The sequence below is a fragment of the Lactobacillus sp. B4015 genome (assembly GCF_026536055.1).
Taxonomy (GTDB): Bacteria; Bacillota; Bacilli; order Lactobacillales; family Lactobacillaceae; genus Lactobacillus; species Lactobacillus panisapium.
In genome coordinates this window covers 58,923-75,797 of the sequence record NZ_JAFNOY010000010.1, presented here as the reverse complement: position 1 = coordinate 75,797, position 16,875 = coordinate 58,923, and the positions used below count along the sequence as shown (strand labels likewise).

The following is a 16,875-nucleotide window of genomic DNA, read 5'->3' as shown; positions in this document are numbered from 1 at the left end:
TAAACAGACATTAACGTCTAATCTTAATGATTTCTAACCTAATAAAGTACAATATTTTACTCTATTGAATTAATAGAAATTACTATTAGTGCACGTAACAAATCAATCATTTTCTCCCTCCTATAACTATTACTTTTTTAATAATTTATAGTATATAACCTTGATAAAACAAAATAAGAAAATGTCATATTTGATTCTCAAAAACCAAATATGACATTACTTATTTATTTAGACTGACGAAGTCTTTTAGTTCCTCACTGTATTTTTCCATTCCTGCAATTCTAATATTTTTAATTATTGCTTCTAAATCATCTAGGTAGTTTTTATCGTGTGTATTTTGATATTCAACTATATTTTCGAGAGCTGCTATTACTGTTTTATAAAAAAATATTTCTGGTTTTGATTTAATTTGATTCGCAACCTCAAAAAAGAAACCAGTTTCTTCGGGTCGCTTACTTTGAATGCTTAAAACAGCAATATTAACAATTATGCTTAAAACAGTCTTTTGAATTTTAATATTACTACTACCACTATTTTGCTTTACAGCTCTTTTAGAAATAAATAAATTACTATCTAAATCATAAAAACTCATAAAATTACAGTATAAACTTAATCCATCTATATCAAAATTGGTAATACTAAAAACTTTTTCTTTCATTTTTGACAAAGTATTTTTATCTAGTTCATTTAAATTATTGCCAATTAATGCTATATAAGCATCAATTAACAAAAGCTTATCATTCTTAGTTGGCAATTTACTTTCTGCAACTATATCTCGTATTTGTTGTAATTCTTTTTTAGAATTTTGGTAATAAGCTTCATTTATGAGCCGATCTATTTCCAATTCTTGTTGATGAATCAATTTATCTTTTGGACGTAACTTGCTAAAAAAATCGATTAGGGGAATTTGATTGAAATGTAGTAATTCAATTAAGTCATCGGCAGAAATTCGGCTTAGATTTTTTTCAACTTTCGCATAAAAAGAGGCACTGATCACGTCACCAGCCCATTGCTTTTGTGTTTTACGTTGACTAATTCGGTAGTCTTTTAATAATTCTCCTGTTGTCATGATTATTCCTTCTAACTTTTGCTTGCTAAATGAGCCATATTTTCTTTATTATAACGAAAATATAGTTAAGTCATAGAAAAGAAGAATAAATTAATTCAAGAAGTCAGCTTAAATGACTAATAATTGATGGTTAGAGTACTTACACGTAACAATGCACTTAAAAAGAAAAAACCACCAATGATTTTGGTGGGCGAAATTATTCGGCTTTTTTGGGCCATAAATAAATTAAAATCAAAATTTGAATAATAATTAATACCAAATTTAACCAAATTGGTAAATGGCGGAAAAAGTATTGTTGAATATTACAATTAATAATATTGGTTGCAAAAAAGATATATCCTAATAATTCTATTACAACGTAACCATAAAATAGGTTATTCCTATGCGATCTTATCCAATTTATCATGCTTTTATACCTTAAAAGAAAAAGATAACAGTTTTGACAATAGCAATAATACCCGCTAATTTTTATTTTAATGAAATTGGGTATTCCTTATATGCTTGTAAATATTTAGTATAGCAGAAAAAATAAATTTAAATAAAAAATGGCGAACATGACAATTTTTAATCATCTTCATCATTTATTCTACTAATCAGAGCGTAGTTTTCTCTCAAAAAAAGTCGAATACGACTTTTTCATCAAATCGCATTGATTGCTTATATACTAAGAATATAAAGAAAAAATTAAAAGGGAGAAATAAAATGACTAATTTTAATGTGCGCGGTGGCGCCGGTGATACTACTAAACCTGATGTTAATGTGCGTCCGCAAGACAATCTTTACTTGGCTGTCAACTCGAAGTGGATGACTGAAACGCCAATTCCAAAAGGTGACCCCTGGATTACTAGCTTTGATGAAATCGAAAAGAAAACTCGTGAGCAATTAATGCAAGATTTCGAAGATTTTGCCAGTGGTAAAAAAGCTGTTCCTACAATTAAGAATTTTGATAAAGCTATTGAATTTTATCGCATTGTCGAAGCTTTTGCCAAAAGAGAAGAAGATGGTGCAGCTCCGATCAAAGAAGACTTGACTTTTTTGGAAAGTTTAAACACGCTTGAGGACGTCAACCAAAATCTGTCCAAATTACTACTAGATGGCAATTTGCCCTTTAGTTTAGAAGTTACCCCTGATTTTAAGAATGCGCAATTAAATGTTGTTACTTTTAATCGGCATGCTTTAATTTTGAGTGATACTAGTTATTATGATGGAAAACGGACGGATGAATTACTTGGAATTTGGCAAAAGCAGACCGCAAACTTGCTAGAAATGGCGGGTATTGAACAGAATAAGGCACAACAATATGCTAGTGGTGCGGTAAAGCTAGATCGGCGACTTGCAAAGGTCTACCAGTCTGCCGAAGATAATGCCCAGATTGAAAACACTTATCATCCGATGAGTGTGGCAAAATTTACAAAAAAGAGTAAAAGCCTTGATTTAGCGGGCTTGTTAACGCAGACCGGCATTGCAAAGACCAAATTTGTGATTGTAAGTGAGCCAAAATACTTGGACAATTTTGATAATTTGTTCAATGATCAAAACTTCGCCGAGTTAAAGGGCTGGTTGATCTCTGTTTTTATTAACTATGAGGCCAATTATTTGTCACGCGCCTTTAGAGTTGCCACGTTACCATTCAGAAAAGCAATGTGGGGAGTCGATAGTCTGCCCGTAGACAACCAATTTGTTTACAATCAAACGACTAAATTATTTGGAGATGTGATTGGGCAATATTATGGCCAGAAATACTTGGGCGAAACAGCTAAGGCTGACGCAACTGAAATGGTTAAAAATATGGTAAAAGTCTATCAGGAAAGGCTGCAAAATAATACTTGGTTATCATCTGTGACTAAAGAAAAGGCAATCAAGAAGCTGGCTACGCTAAAACTGAAAATCGGCTACCCAGAACATGTCCAGAAGTTTTACGATCTGTTTAAGGTGGTTCCTACACAAGCTGGCGGTACTTTTTACTCAAATGTCAGGGACAATCAGCGCGTTAAAATTGAAGCTAATTTTGCCAAGATAAATCAGCCAGTAGATCATTCTATCTGGATCATGTCGGCAATTGATGCCGATGCTTGTTACGATCCGCAAAATAATGATGTCACTTTACCGGCAATCATTTTACAAAAGCCTTTTTATAGCTTAGATCAGGATCGTGCTGCTAATTATGGCGGTTTTGGTACGGTGATCGGTCATGAAATTTCCCATGCTTTTGACAATAATGGTGCTCAGTTTGATGAATTAGGCAATATGAAAAATTGGTGGACAGATGAAGACTTTGCTGAGTTTAATAAACGAATTAATGCTGAAATCGCTTTGTTTGATGGCGTTAAAGTTGGCCCAGTTAAGTTAAACGGTAAGCTGTGCGTTTCCGAAAATATCGGTGATCAAGGCGGCGTAACCGTCGCACTTGAGGCCAATAAGAAGGATGGCGGGGACGCAAGCAAGCTGTTTGATAACTATGCCCGTGTTTGGGAAACTAATTCAACTAACGAATTTTTACAGTTGGTTGCTTCAAGTGATGTCCATGCTTTGTCACAAGCTAGGGTAAATGTTCAAGTGCAGTGCCAAGACGAATTCTACCAGGCTTATGATGTTAACCCAACTGATGGTATGTGGCTTGAACCCGCTAAACGAGTACAGATCTGGTAAAGCTGACAGATAGCTAATCTTATAGAAAGTAAACTTAACAGAGGATTGCTAAAACTATTTAAAATAATTTTAGAAAGTTAATAATCTAACTATAATTCAATAAATCTCATTGTTAGAATATATTTATGTTAATTTATTTTTGAAATTTTGATAGGAGAAAGTTATGAGATTAGTGCAAAAAATAATGGAAATACTGGCAATTGTTTTATGGATTTTAGTAATTGGCACATTTGCTGTGGCAATTGTTAAACATCAATTATGGAGCATGGGACCAATAATAACGTATAATCGGCCGCGTAACTTTCTTGGCTGGATGATTGTTGGTGCAATTGCTTCAACAGCAGTCAGTGCGGTTTTAAAATTGGTGCAAGGAAAGTAAATATTATAAATGGATAAAAAGTATTACACTACGAAACTAGGTCAAATTGCATATTCCGGTAGATCGGGCAAACCACTAATTGTTTTTCTCAATAGTTTTGGCAGCTTTGATACTGCGCAGAGTTTTAGCAAAGTAATCGACGAGCTGCCCGCAGAAGATGGCATATTTGCACCTGATTATTTGAATACCGGCTTTAGCGGTAAATCAACTGTGTCTTACACAATCACAGCAGAAGCAGATGAACTAGCCAAAATGATTAATAGTTTTAATGCCGCAAAAGTAATCATCGTGGCGCACAGTATTGGCGGCGTTTATGCTTTTCAAATGCAAGTAAAAGTAAAAAATCTGCGTGCCCTCATTTTGATTGAACCAACGACGAGGGAAATAATATTAAATCCGCCAAGAGAGCAGGGCTATCTTGACCAGGAAAAACAAGAACGCAATGCAGAACAGTTTATTCATGACAAAATTTTTAGCTTATTTTCTGAACAAGAGGCAATGGCTTTTTGGCAAACTACAGAAAAGAATGCAGATCAGTTTGATGACCAAGCAAGCCAAAATGCCATTAGTGCGATGAAAAACGACCATTTCTGGCAGTCAACAATGCGAATGAACGATGACATTCCGGTATTTATTTTTACGGAGGCATACCGCCAAAAAGAATACGAACGTTCAGAATACAATAATCAGAAAGCTAAAATTATTCCGTTAGGTACATTTCATTATATTCAGTGGGAATATCCTGAAGAAATTGCGAATAGGATAATTGAAATAGCTATGCGGAAAGAGTAATGCGTTAAAATTAAAAAATTTTTTATTGTAGACTAATTCCAATATCGTCAGGGATTAGTCTTTTTTTTGCTGTGCCTAAATATATAACCTTTTTTAATTAATAATTTTATATTTTTGCTAGGTTATTTATTTAGCAAATTTTTAAGGGGTTGACTTAATGTCAAGTTTAAGGAGTATCTTAATGAAAAATGCAAGAAAGGATTAAATCTTAAAATATAAATAGAAGCAAAAAGTTAATAAAGTGATATCTAATAACTTAGTGAATAATTATTGGGATTGGATTCTTAGTTTAGAGGAATAAAAAATGAAAAAAAACGGTATTATTGCAGCTTTTATAATAGTAATTTTAGGGGTTATGGGTTGGAATGTTTATCAGCACAATCAGTCATCTGAGCAATCAGCACAACCTAAAAGTAGTTCATCAAAAAAACAGAGTGCAAAAGTTGATAGAAATACTAATAAGAAAGATAAGATTTTAATTGTATATTTTTCCCGTGCGGGTCAGAACTATGGAGGGAGTAATTTAAAAATAGGTAATACTCATAGAATTGCTAATTATATTGCAGCCAGAACTGGTGGCGACAAATATGAAATTGTACCAGCAAAAAAATATCCGACTACATATCAGGCGACTGCTGATCAAGCCGAAAAAGAGCAACAGAATAATGCACGTCCCAAAATCAAAAATGCATTGCCAGACGTTTCTAAATACCAAACAATATTTATTGGTTATCCGATTTGGTGGAATGAATCGCCGATGATTGTCAGGACCTTTTTAGAACACGTTGACTTGAAAGATAAACAAGTTGTACCTTTTGTGACCCACGGTGGATCAGGTTTTGGTGACAGTTTGGCAATCTTAAAAAGAGAATGTCCAAAGGCAAAACTCTTGAAAGGTTTTCAAATTGATGGCTCACAAGCGAGTCACGCTCAAGGAAAGGTTAATTCCTGGCTAGACTCAATTGGGTTCTAATAGGGGGAAGATTCTTGCATAAATCTTTATTTTGGACTTGGATAGCAATATTTTTATTTCCGTTACCACTAGTCATTCAGTTTAATGAAATAATTATTACTACAAATGCAAATGCATTATATTATAATGCGGGCATAGTGGCTTATTGTTGGTGGCTTGTAAGTACATTTCTAGCTACGAGACCGCGATGGCTAGTTCAAAAAATTAGTTTGCCTAAGCTTTATAGTATTCATGGTATTTTGGGCGTTGGTGCATTTGCTTTAGCTTTTTTACATAGCAACAATCTGTTTTCAATGGGCTTTTTAATTAAGTTAACTGGCAAATGGGCATTATATATAGCGGCTTTTAGCCTTGCTTATGCAGTATTTTTTCTTTCAGGTTGGTTGGTAGACCATTTTAAGTGGGCCTACAGATTAAAAAACCAGCTTTCCCCTTTTTTTCGTCATCAAGTTTCTGTGTGGATTCATCGCTTAAATTTAGTAATGATATTACTAATTTGGCTGCACGTTCACTTAATTGGGCGGATAAATACCAATCTATCTTTCATGCTTATTTTTGATAGTTATTCTTTTATAGTAATTGGTTGGTATTTATGGAATCTTTGTTTTCCCAAGCTAAAAGAGGCCGTTGTAATTGATAATGAGAAAATCAATTTTGACACAATAAAACTGGTTTTGCAGATAAAATCGAAAACGATTAAGTATCAAGCAGGTGATTTTTACTTTTTAAGTTCTAAAGTTATTACTGATCGTCACCCTTTTTCTGTGACTGGTGTACCTTCTGACGAACAAAAAGTAACTTTTACTATTAGATTAGTAGGTGATGATACTAAAAAATTAGCAAGATTAAAAACTGGCGATGAGGTTAAGCTTGAGGGCCCTTATGGGTATTTTTGCCCCCACTATTGATCGCTTTTCCGGTAAAAGTCTGATACTAATTGGAATGGGAACAGGAATAGCTCCTTTGCTGAGTATAGCAAAGAAGTATCAAGCTAGTTATTCATTAAAAGTACTTTGGTGTGTTCATAAGAAAGAGGATTTATATTGCGATTCAGCTTTCGAGACTATGGTTGGTCCTGGTTTTAGCTATTACCGTCAAGTTGGCCACTTTACCGAAGAACAATTAATTAGTTTAATTGATGAAGAGCAACGAAAAGAGGCGCTTATTATCATTGCAGGACCGGCTAGTGGAGTATTAGGCATACGTAAAATACTACGCCAAAATGGCGTTCCCTATAATCATTTGCTTGATGAGCGCTTAACTATGTAAATGAAGAGAGGCGTTTAAATATTATTGAAGCGAAAGCCATAGAAACGAAATTGCTAATCGCACTTAAGAGAAAATTACGGATAATACAATAAAGTTTGCTAGTGATAAGTCAAAATCAATCGTGGCAGATGAACTAGCCAAAATGATTAATGGTTTTAATGCTAAACAAGTAATTCATCGTGGCGTACAGTATTGGTAGCGTTTATGCTTTTCAAATACTAGCAAAAGAAAAAACCTGAGTCTCTCACTTTGATTGAACCGGCTATTAGGGAAATAATATTAAATTTGCCAAGAGAGCAGGACTATCTTGACTAGGAAAAGCAAGAACACAATGCAGAATCAAGCAAACCAAAAAAGTTTGAAACGGCCTTCAATGTGTAAGCTTTTGTCTAAAATTTGGAAAAGCGCAATTGAATAGTATAATGAGTTTCAAAGCTGTTTAGACTTTGAAACTTTTTTTGCTAAATTGGTGGTGATCCATGTGAACAAAGGGTATAAATTCACTTATATTTTGTTGGTATTAATTGCTTTACTAGTAAGCTATCTCTGGTATTTTTTTCACTCGGAATTATATATTTCCTATGAGTTAGACTATCAAGTTAACGCGATGATCAAAAATCATGATATTAAAAAGATGAGAGCGGTATCTAAAGACAAAAAGATTTATACTTTCTTAGTTCATCTTAATAAGAATGATTCTTGCCAAAATACCTCTGATTACCAGGGCGGAACTCAGAATATTTATTGGTATGGAACAGAAATCAAGAAAAAAGCAATAGGAGTTGATATGAAAAAAGAAAATAACATCTACTGGAAAGTGGACAAACTATATTTTACGAAAAAGTAAATTAGTGAGTGTACTAAATGGATAAATTAATGCTTTTAAAGCAGAAAGCAATATTTAAAATTAGATTTTGACGATATAAAGGATGAAGTTAGTAATAAAATATAAACCTACAATTGAAAAACAGCTGTTAACACCACTTGCTTATAAAATTGTGCAGTGGATTGCGCTATGTGAATTCTTAATAGTTTTAAGCTTACCGTGGTTGTGGTTTAAGCTAATTGGATTTAAGTGCCGGCGCTTTAAGCTTTTTTTAGGTGCGATTTTGGCTCTAATAATTTGTTTTATTTTGTTTCTTTTTATTATCTGGGCTTCAGATAATATGTACTTTAAAAAATAAGAGATAAATATTGAAAATAACTGCCACTATTTGCTAACACCGCCTGTCATGTTAATTCAATGAAGTGGCTGATAAGAGGTTTACTAGACGGGAGAGGCGATCCACATATGGATCGCTTTTTTATTGGCTTTATTAGATTTCAAACAAAAATTTACGCGCATCTTGGGTAATAGCAAGGAGCCAAAAATAATTTTTTAGTAACTTGCAGTGGTCTTCTCAGTCGCTCTTTAGTGGGTAAACTTTGAAAAGGAAAATCAAAAAAAGTCTTGACAACCATTGGAAAGCGCATACAATATGAACTGTAAACTTTGTTAACCGGTTAACAAGAAATAAACAACAAGTCACTGTAAAGGAGCTGATTAAAAACTGGCACGCAAAATTTGCTGAGTCGGAATCAATTTTAAAGTGGGCTGACGCAGCAGCTTATGTTCAAGCTTTTGCTTAAGAATGTGCATAGCAACTTTACCAATGGAATATGAATCTTGGTGGATGCAGCTAATTGCTGGTGTCATTACTTGCATCCAGTCAAATTCTTCATAAGTTGCTACACCATAGTCTTGAGGGTAAGAATAACCGAGTTGCTGCATTGCCTGAAGTAGACGTAAAAGTACGCGAGCATTCATACAAAAGAAACCAATCTTGCTGGTATTATTGCGCTGCATGATTGAACTGATATTTTGGGTGAATTGCTGATATTCAATTTCTTTACCGTGATGAGGCACGGCAATCAAATGGTTTAGGGTTGAATAATTTGTCGCCTTGATAAATCCTTCGTAGCGCTGAGTTCTAGTACTGATATTTTGGAACGGCCAAGTGACAAAATAAAGGTTGTCATAATCTTTGTTTTTCATCTGTTTAACCAGTTTTTGAACGGATGTCATATTATCTGTTGCCACAGTATCAATAATTAATTTATTAGACTGGCGGTCAACCATTACTGTATTTTGGTTTGATAAGGATTCATAAATGGGGCTATCAGGATTAACCGGATCAACAATAATTCCGGCAACACCTTCATTTTGTAAACGTGTAATATTATCAATTTCTTTTTGCTCACTATTACCAGCATTAGTGAATAGGACACGGTAGCGGTAATTATCGCACTGCTCATAAATACCTGATAAAACCTGTGAAGTGAACGGGTTGGTAATATCCGCAATGGAAACGCCAATAGTTTTATTTTCGTTTTTTGCTAAATTGCGAGCGGTAGAGTTAGGCCGAAACTTAGTATCTCTAATTATTTGGCTGAGATTTTTACGCGTTTCTAAGGACATGTGATCATAATTGCCATTAAGGTAATTTGATACAGTAGCAGTTGAAACATTAGCCATCGTAGCAATGTCTTTGATTGTTAGTTTTCCCATAATTATTCCTCAATAAATACTTTATATATTAAGTATAACAAGTATAGCGTACTTTTTTATGACTTAAAGGGATAAATCTCGTAAATTTGTTAACCGATTAACATTGATCACAACTGATCAATATTGCTGAATGGCAACCATGAACGTGGTAAGGATAGCCGATCACAGCAGAAATCAGCCGCAAATTTACGGTTGGTTAAATAATTTCCTTTTTAAAAAAGGGGGATGAGGTTGTGTTAGAAACTGTTAATCGCATTTTTCAAATTTTTGGTGCTAGCGTTGTAGTACCACTGATGATTTTTATAGTTGCATTATGTTTAAGAGTTAAACCAAAAACGGCGATGATGAGCGCTTTTTATGCAGGCGTTGGCTTAACCGGCTTTGGCTGGATAATCCAAGCGTTCACGCCCACTATCACTAAGATTATTCGGCAAATGGTGAGCATTACCGGCATTAAATTACCAATTGTTGATATTGGCTGGCAAGCCGGCTCACTTGCTTCCTTCGGCTCAACGGTCGGACTTAGTTTCTTTGTTTTTGGGTTGATCGCTGAAGTTTTACTGTTTGCCTTGGGCGTAACCAAAATATTTATGGCTTCCAATTTGTGGAATAACTTTGGTTTTATGATTTGGGGCACGATGTGTTATTACGTTACCCATAATTTTTGGTTGTCACTCGGCTTATCGTTTTTTATGTTGCTTTACGCACTAGTTTTAGCAGAAATCCAGGCAGATCGTTGGTCCGATTATTATGGTGTAAAAAATGCTTCGGTTGCCTCCCTTCATAATATTGAGCAGGTTATCCCGGCGATCTTGCTAGACCCATTATGGAATCTGCTTGGATTCAATAAGGTAAAAATGACGCCGGAATATTTTAAAAACAAACTTGGCGTTTTCGGTGAACCAACGATCCTCGGGGCGCTATTAGGTTTGTTAATCGGTATTTTAGGTAATTTAACGAGTCTGGGTAAACTGCAAGCCTGGGGTCAAATCTTAACGGTAGCAGTTCAATTGTCAGCTGTTATGACCATTTTTCCATTAATTACTAACGTTTTTTCTAAAGCTTTTACGCCATTAGCTGATGAAATTGATAAAAATACGCATAAAAATGCATCGGCTTCAAAGGCAGATGCAGTGACTGCAACGAGTAAAAAGCGGTGGTTCTTGGGCGTTGATGATGGTGTTGGTTATGGCGAGCCCGCAACAATTATTGCCGGCGTCATTCTAATTCCGATTATGGTAGTGATTGCCTTCATTCTTCCCGGTAATAAAACATTACCCATTGTGGATTTGATTTCTTTGCCCTTTATGGTGGAATCAATCGTTGCTTTAACTCGTGGTAATATTTTAAAGGTAATTGCTAACGGAATTGTTTGGTTCAGTTTGGGCTTATATGCGTCAAGCTGGCTTGGCACTTTTTACACTGGGGCGGTAGCACATTATGGCGTTGCTTTACCTGCTGGCATTGTTTTGATTACCAGCTTTAACTTGATGGCACGGCCACTAAATGCTTTAGTATTTGCGGCTTTTGTATCACAAAATCCGCTTTATATTGGCTTAGCTATCTTAGTTTATTTGGCTTTATTGTACGGCTTGCGGCGCTATCGGCCTCAGATTTGGCAATACTTAGACAAAATGTCTGCCAAAAATGTTGGCTATTCTGGGAGTAATGAAAAGATAACTTATTAATAAAAAGGAGATAATTACGATGAAGAGAATTGATGGACACTTGCATTTGGTTCGGTCAGTGGCGGGCTTATCTGCCAAGGGCCGAATGACGCCTTTAGGCAATGGCAAGGCGATTTGGGATAACGGCATGTTCTTAAACCTGATCCCAGAAGGCTGGGGCGTTCATGATTTTACGGCTGAATCGGCATTGAAGGTAATGCAGGAAAATGATGTCGAAAAAGCTGTGCTGCTTCAGGGCAGTTTATACGGTTTTCAAAATTATTATTCTTACCAGGCTGCTAAAAAATATCCCGATAAGTTTATTGCCGCTTTTTCAGTCGATCCGTTTGCGGATAATGCCATGGAAATTGTCAGACGTCATGTTGAGGATTTGGGCTTTCGGGCAATTAAGTTGGAGATTAGCCAGGGTGGAGGTCTGCACGGCTACCACAAGCCATTCCGTCTGGATACGTCACCCGAATTGGGAAAAATTTTCCATTTCTTCGCTGATTATCCTGGCTTTGTCATAACCGTTGATTACGGCGACTACACGCAATATAGCTATGAGCCAGAGGCAATTGTTAATTTGGCTCAGAGGTACCCCAAATTAGACTTTGTCGTCTGTCACCTATCGTTTCCGAATGCCGATCATTTAAATCGTTTGGAAAACGCACTTCAGCAGTGGGAGCCGTATGCTAACATCTACACCGAGATTTCCGCAATTCAAGATATTGAAAAAGAAACAGAATTTCCGTTTCCACGTTGTCAAAAAGATGTTGCTTTAGCTAAAAAGGTGCTAGGTGCTAAAAGAATCTTTTGGGGAACCGATTCGCCATGGTCATCAACGTTCAATTCCTATCACAACTTGGCAACATGGTTAGAAGCAACGGATATCTTTACTGAATCAGAATTAGAAGACGTTATGTATAATAATGCCAACCGCATTTACTTTAAGCCGCAAAACGTGCAAGCAATGCGTGATAGTGTAGATCCAGTTTTTAAAAACAAATAAAGGAGCTAGAAGATGAGCAAAATAAAAGTATTGGTAACAGGGATTATTCCTGAGGCAGGACTTACCGAATTAAGGAAAAACTTTGATGTAACCTATGAGCCTGAGAAGGAAACGCGCGAATGGGTGTTAGAGCATTTATCTGAATATGAGGGCCTACTCATTATGGGGCTGAAAGGTGACCGTGAATTGATTGATGCGGGAACCAATCTCAAAATTATTACCGCTAACGGTGTGGGCTTTGATCATATTGATATTGAATATGCTAAACAAAAAGGGATTGTTGTCGCTAATTGTCCGCAGGGCGTCCGGGTTCCAACTGCTGAAATGACCTTTACCCTATTATTAGCTACTGTGCGTCATTTGCATTTTTACGATAAAGTCGTGCGCTCAGGCAACTGGATTGATGTTTCAGAACCCAAATATATGGGGATGAGCTTACAGGGGAAAACACTAGGTGTTTATGGTATGGGCAGAATTGGCTCTGAAGTTGCTAAATTTGCTCAGGTATTCGGCATGAAAGTAATTTATAATGATGCGCATCGCTTGGATAGTGCATTAGAAACAAAGCTCGACGTTAAGTACGTTGATTTTGCCACAATGGTTAAAAATTCAGATGTGATTACGCTGCATGCGCCCGCACTACCATCAACTACGGGAATTTTTAATGCGCAAGTCTTTAAGGAAATGAAAAACTCGGCTTATATCATCAACGCTGCGCGGGGTCAGCTGATTAAACAGGATGATTTAATTGCAGCCCTTAAAAATGGTGACATTGCTGGTGCTGGTCTGGACGTTTATGAAACAGAACCAAATATTCCGCAAGCACTGCGTGACTTGGATAATGTAGTTTTATCCCCACACGCTGGAACTGGAACTTTAGAAGCACGGACCGCGATTGCGGCTGAAGCATCACAGAACTTGATTTCTTATTTACGAGATCATCAACCGTTAAACCAAGTTAACCAGTAAAATTTTTCTAGCTCTTAGGTCAAGGTGCTTGATTGCTAGTGCATTCACAGAGCAATCTCCAAGTTCATCCGGGGATTGCTTTTTTTTAAGTTAATTACTTGAGGTAAATAGATGAAATTTAGCAAAATTTTTAGCGACCAGTTGGATCACTGTTATGCAATCATGCGTCTGCAAGCTTTAGACCGTGATTTTATCATTGTCGCTTCGGAAGAAAACCAACCATGTTACGCCTATGATTTGGATAATCACTTTAAAAAAACGACGGTTTGGTCAACTGTTGGCGGCACAATGACTTTAGTGCCGCTACCGGGAAGTCTGAATTTTTTAGCTACACAAAAGTTCTATCCCGGTTTCAACTCCCAGCATTGCCGCATTGTGAAGGAGACCTTTAACGGGACAGGCTGGGACCAAACTGTCATTGGCGAATTTCCGTATATTCACCGTTTTGACCTGATTCCGCAACCTGAAAGTGGTGCTTACTGGTATGTTGGCTGTTCGATTGCCAACTCCAAAAAATTTACTGATGATTGGTCGGATCCTGGCAAAGTCTGGGTTGGCACTTATGACGATGAGCAAGCAAAATTGACGAATTTACGTGCTTTGCCAATTAGAATTACTAAAAATCACGGCTATCACCGCATGGCGGGTTATTCATTAATTACCGGTGCTGAGGGTATTTTCAGGCTTGATTATCCCAGCCAAACGAGTGATTGGCACTTGCAGCAGTTAGCACAAAAAGAAACTTCAGATATTGCCGCAGCAGATATTAACGGTGATGGTCAACTGGAATATTTGGCAATTGAGGGCTTCCATGGCTCACACTTAAGAATGTATGATGCGAATTTTAATTCTGTAGCAACTAGCGAATTTGCAACACCGTTTGGCCACGCAATTTGGGGTGGAGAAATTGCTGGACGTGATTATTTCTTATTCGGCTGGCGTGCAGGAAAGCAGGGCCTTGAATTAATTAAAGATCTTCAGTTAAACGCGACACTGATTGGTGAGCACTTAGGACCAAGTAATGTGACCGTTTTTGCCAAAAATAAGCACCAATATTTATTGTCCGCCAACCGCGAAGCTAATGAAGTAGCGGTTTATCAAATCAGTACTAAATAGGGTGAATAAAATGAATTACTTTTTAACCATTGATAATGGAGGAACTAATACTAAGGCAATCATTATTGATGCACAAGGTCACCAACTAGGCAAGGCGTCATTTGGCACTAAGAGACTAACACCTCAGCCTGATTTTCAAGAAATTGCTCTAACTACGCTGTTAACTGATATTGGTCATGTCATTCAAAAGGCCTTGCAAAATGCCCAGATTATGCCCGAGCAAGTTAGTGCGGTAGCTGTTGTTGGACATGGTAAGGGATTATACGTGCTCGACCAAAATGGCAAGATTTTTATGAACGGTATTTTGTCAACGGATAGTCGTGCTAAAAAGATTGCGGCAGCGTTAAATCAGCAAGTAGCACGGATTTATCCGCTTAGCCATCAACAAGTTATGGCTAGTCAGGCACCGGTTATTTTGCGCTGGTTAAAAGAAAACCAACCAGAAAAGTATCGACGGATTGGTTATGTTTTATCCAATAAAGATTTTATTCGCTATTTATTAACGGGAAAAATTTACCAGGAATTGGGCGATGCTTCTGGTAATAATCTAGTTAATTTGGATACTGGTTCGTATGATTCGCACCTGTTAGACTTTTTTGGAATACCGGAAATTTATCCTAAACTGCCATCAATTATTCATGCAACAGATTATGCTGGTGAAATTACTGCTGAGGCTGCTCAAGTTACTGGTTTACGGCAAGAAACGCCGGTTTATGGTGGGATGTTTGATATTGATGCTTGTGCCCTGGCAACAGGGGTGTTGGATGAGCAATTATTCAGTATGATTGCTGGTACGTGGAACATGAACATTTTTCCTAGTAAGCAGCAAGCTCCGATTACGGCGGGCTTAATGAATTCAATCTTTCCGACGGGTGAAAATCTCATCGAGGCTTCTAGTCCGACTTCCGCTGGTAACCTTGATTTGATGCTGAAAATGTTGCTAGCAGACGAAAGTCAAAACGCCCAAGCCAATCACAAATCAATCTATAATTATTTGGAAACAATGCTCGAAAACACTGATGCAAATTATGCACAGCTGGTGTTTTTCCCATTTTTATACGGTAGTAACGTTGATCCAAACGCTGAAGGTGCCTTTATGGGGATTCAAAGCTCAACAACGAAGTCAGAAATGATTAGGGCCGTTTATGAAGGAATCTGTTTTGCCCATCATTATCACGTTGATCAGTTGTTAAAGGTTTTAGGGCATCCACCAGTTGCCATTCGCATGTCTGGGGGAGCTTGCAATTCTAAACAATGGGTTCAAATGTTTGCGGATGTTTTAAATTTACCGATTGAGCTCACCGCAGCAACTGAACTTGGTGGGTTAGGTGGCGCAATTGCTTGTGCCGTCGGTTCTGGTGTTTATCCGGATTTTCTGACGGCAGTGAGCAAAATGACCCGGGTAGTTGCGCGCTATGAGCCGCGTGAAGCAGCAACAAAGATATATGAGCAAAAATATCATGTGTACAGGTCCTTATTGCAGGCGCTTGATGGCAATTGGGCTGGACTAAACGACTTAAAAAGGAGTTGAATAGTAATTATGACCGTTAATTCTCTAGGTATTTATGAAAAAGCCCTGCCACAAAACCTATCTTGGCGCGAGACCTTTGAACTCACCCATGAACTGGGCTTTAATTTTTACGAATTTTCCGTTGATGAAAGCGATGAGCGCTTGGCCCGGCTTGACTGGAGCCACGAGGAACGCAGCCGCATGCGCAGCTTAATGTGGCAAACGGGGATGCGGATCAACAACTTAATGTTGTCCGGGCACCGCCGTTTTCCGCTTGGCTCAAAGGATCCCGCTATCCGACATAAGTCTGTGCAGATGCTAGCCAAAGCCGTCGACTTATGCGTTGATTTGGGTATTCACAATATTCAAATGGCCGGCTATGATGTTTATTATGAAGACAAGAGCGCCTTATCGCGCGAATTATACGTTGAAAATCTAACTAAATGTGTTCACCTGGCAGCTAAAAAGAATGTTATGCTATCAATTGAAACCATGGATGACCCGTTTATTAATAACCTGGCCAAAATCAGTCATTATCATGACCTGGTTAAAAGTCCTTGGTTGCAGGCTTACCCTGATTTAGGTAATTTAAGCGCCTGGCCGGAAAACGATGTCCCGGCAGAATTAGAAAACTACATTGACACCATTTGCGCGATTCACTTAAAAGACAGTAAACCAGTAACGGCCACTTCAGAGGGGCAGTTCAAGAACGTGCCTTTTGGTGATGGCTGCGTTGACTTTGCCGGTCTGCTGCGTCTGCTTGTTCGGTTAAACTACAATGGCAGTTTTACCATTGAGATGTGGTCTGGTGATAACGGCGATGAACAGGCAGTGGAAGAAGTCAAGGCTGCCAAAGCTTTCTTTGACCGCCTCTTTGCGCAGGTGGGCATCGAGCAGGAAACAGTTAAGTGAAAGGAGAAGA

The 16,875-nt window shown here is 37.4% G+C and carries 15 protein-coding genes; 13 read left to right on the top strand and 2 right to left on the bottom strand.

What is annotated here, in order from left to right; translation table 11 throughout:
- Positions 1–220: 220 nt before the first annotated feature.
- The gene (locus J3U71_RS09985) at positions 221–1,069 is read right to left on the bottom strand and encodes an Rgg/GadR/MutR family transcriptional regulator (RefSeq protein WP_267394058.1); all 849 of its coding nucleotides are present in this window, start codon (positions 1,067–1,069) and stop codon (positions 221–223) included.
- Between the two features lie 702 nt (positions 1,070–1,771).
- Here J3U71_RS09985 and J3U71_RS09980 point away from each other — a divergent pair.
- From J3U71_RS09980 to J3U71_RS09950, 7 genes are all read left to right on the top strand, one after another.
- Positions 1,772–3,718, top strand: a complete 1,947-nt coding sequence (locus J3U71_RS09980; RefSeq protein ID WP_267394056.1) for a M13-type metalloendopeptidase — start codon at positions 1,772–1,774, stop codon at positions 3,716–3,718.
- Between the two features lie 163 nt (positions 3,719–3,881).
- Positions 3,882–4,097, top strand: a complete 216-nt coding sequence (locus tag J3U71_RS09975; protein ID WP_220220454.1) for a hypothetical protein — start codon at positions 3,882–3,884, stop codon at positions 4,095–4,097.
- Positions 4,098–4,106: 9 nt separating this feature from the next.
- Positions 4,107–4,889 carry an alpha/beta hydrolase gene (locus tag J3U71_RS09970; RefSeq protein WP_267394054.1) on the top strand — a complete coding sequence of 261 codons (783 nt, stop codon included), beginning with the start codon at positions 4,107–4,109 and terminating at the stop codon, positions 4,887–4,889.
- 304 nt (positions 4,890–5,193) lie between these two features.
- Entirely contained in the window at positions 5,194–5,862 is a 669-nt protein-coding gene (locus J3U71_RS09965; protein ID WP_267394052.1) for a flavodoxin, read from the top strand.
- A 14-nt stretch (positions 5,863–5,876) separates the two neighbouring features.
- Entirely contained in the window at positions 5,877–6,770 is an 894-nt protein-coding gene (locus J3U71_RS09960) for an FAD-binding oxidoreductase (RefSeq protein ID WP_267394050.1), read from the top strand.
- Complete coding sequence (locus J3U71_RS09955; RefSeq protein WP_267394048.1) at positions 6,745–7,131, top strand: hypothetical protein; 387 nt, start codon at positions 6,745–6,747, stop codon at positions 7,129–7,131. Before J3U71_RS09960 ends, J3U71_RS09955 begins: the two co-directional genes overlap by 26 nt.
- Positions 7,132–7,612: 481 nt before the next feature.
- Positions 7,613–7,978, top strand: coding sequence for a hypothetical protein (locus J3U71_RS09950; RefSeq protein WP_267394046.1), 366 nt, complete (start codon positions 7,613–7,615; stop codon positions 7,976–7,978).
- A gap of 696 nt (positions 7,979–8,674) precedes the next feature.
- On the opposite strand, the gene J3U71_RS09945 is transcribed toward J3U71_RS09950, so the two are convergent.
- Entirely contained in the window at positions 8,675–9,679 is a 1,005-nt protein-coding gene (locus J3U71_RS09945) for a LacI family DNA-binding transcriptional regulator (RefSeq protein WP_220268841.1), read from the bottom strand.
- Positions 9,680–9,912: 233 nt separating this feature from the next.
- Between J3U71_RS09945 and J3U71_RS09940 the strand changes: the two genes are divergently transcribed.
- The 6 genes from J3U71_RS09940 (at position 9,913) to J3U71_RS09915 (ending at position 16,865) form a co-directional block, all read left to right on the top strand.
- Positions 9,913–11,367, top strand: a complete 1,455-nt coding sequence (locus tag J3U71_RS09940) for a PTS galactitol transporter subunit IIC (protein ID WP_267394042.1) — start codon at positions 9,913–9,915, stop codon at positions 11,365–11,367.
- 19 nt (positions 11,368–11,386) lie between these two features.
- Positions 11,387–12,358, top strand: coding sequence for an amidohydrolase family protein (locus tag J3U71_RS09935; RefSeq protein ID WP_267394040.1), 972 nt, complete (start codon positions 11,387–11,389; stop codon positions 12,356–12,358).
- A gap of 12 nt (positions 12,359–12,370) precedes the next feature.
- Positions 12,371–13,327: an NAD(P)-dependent oxidoreductase gene (locus J3U71_RS09930; RefSeq protein ID WP_267394038.1), complete on the top strand. Its 957-nt coding sequence runs from the start codon at positions 12,371–12,373 to the stop codon at positions 13,325–13,327.
- 111 nt (positions 13,328–13,438) lie between these two features.
- Positions 13,439–14,443 carry a hypothetical protein gene (locus J3U71_RS09925; protein WP_267394036.1) on the top strand — a complete coding sequence of 335 codons (1,005 nt, stop codon included), beginning with the start codon at positions 13,439–13,441 and terminating at the stop codon, positions 14,441–14,443.
- Between the two features lie 10 nt (positions 14,444–14,453).
- On the top strand, positions 14,454–15,974 hold the full coding sequence (locus J3U71_RS09920; RefSeq protein WP_267394034.1) for an FGGY-family carbohydrate kinase: 1,521 nt from the start codon (positions 14,454–14,456) through the stop codon (positions 15,972–15,974).
- 9 nt (positions 15,975–15,983) lie between these two features.
- Positions 15,984–16,865, top strand: a complete 882-nt coding sequence (locus J3U71_RS09915; RefSeq protein WP_267394031.1) for an L-ribulose-5-phosphate 3-epimerase — start codon at positions 15,984–15,986, stop codon at positions 16,863–16,865.
- Positions 16,866–16,875 lie beyond the last annotated feature (10 nt).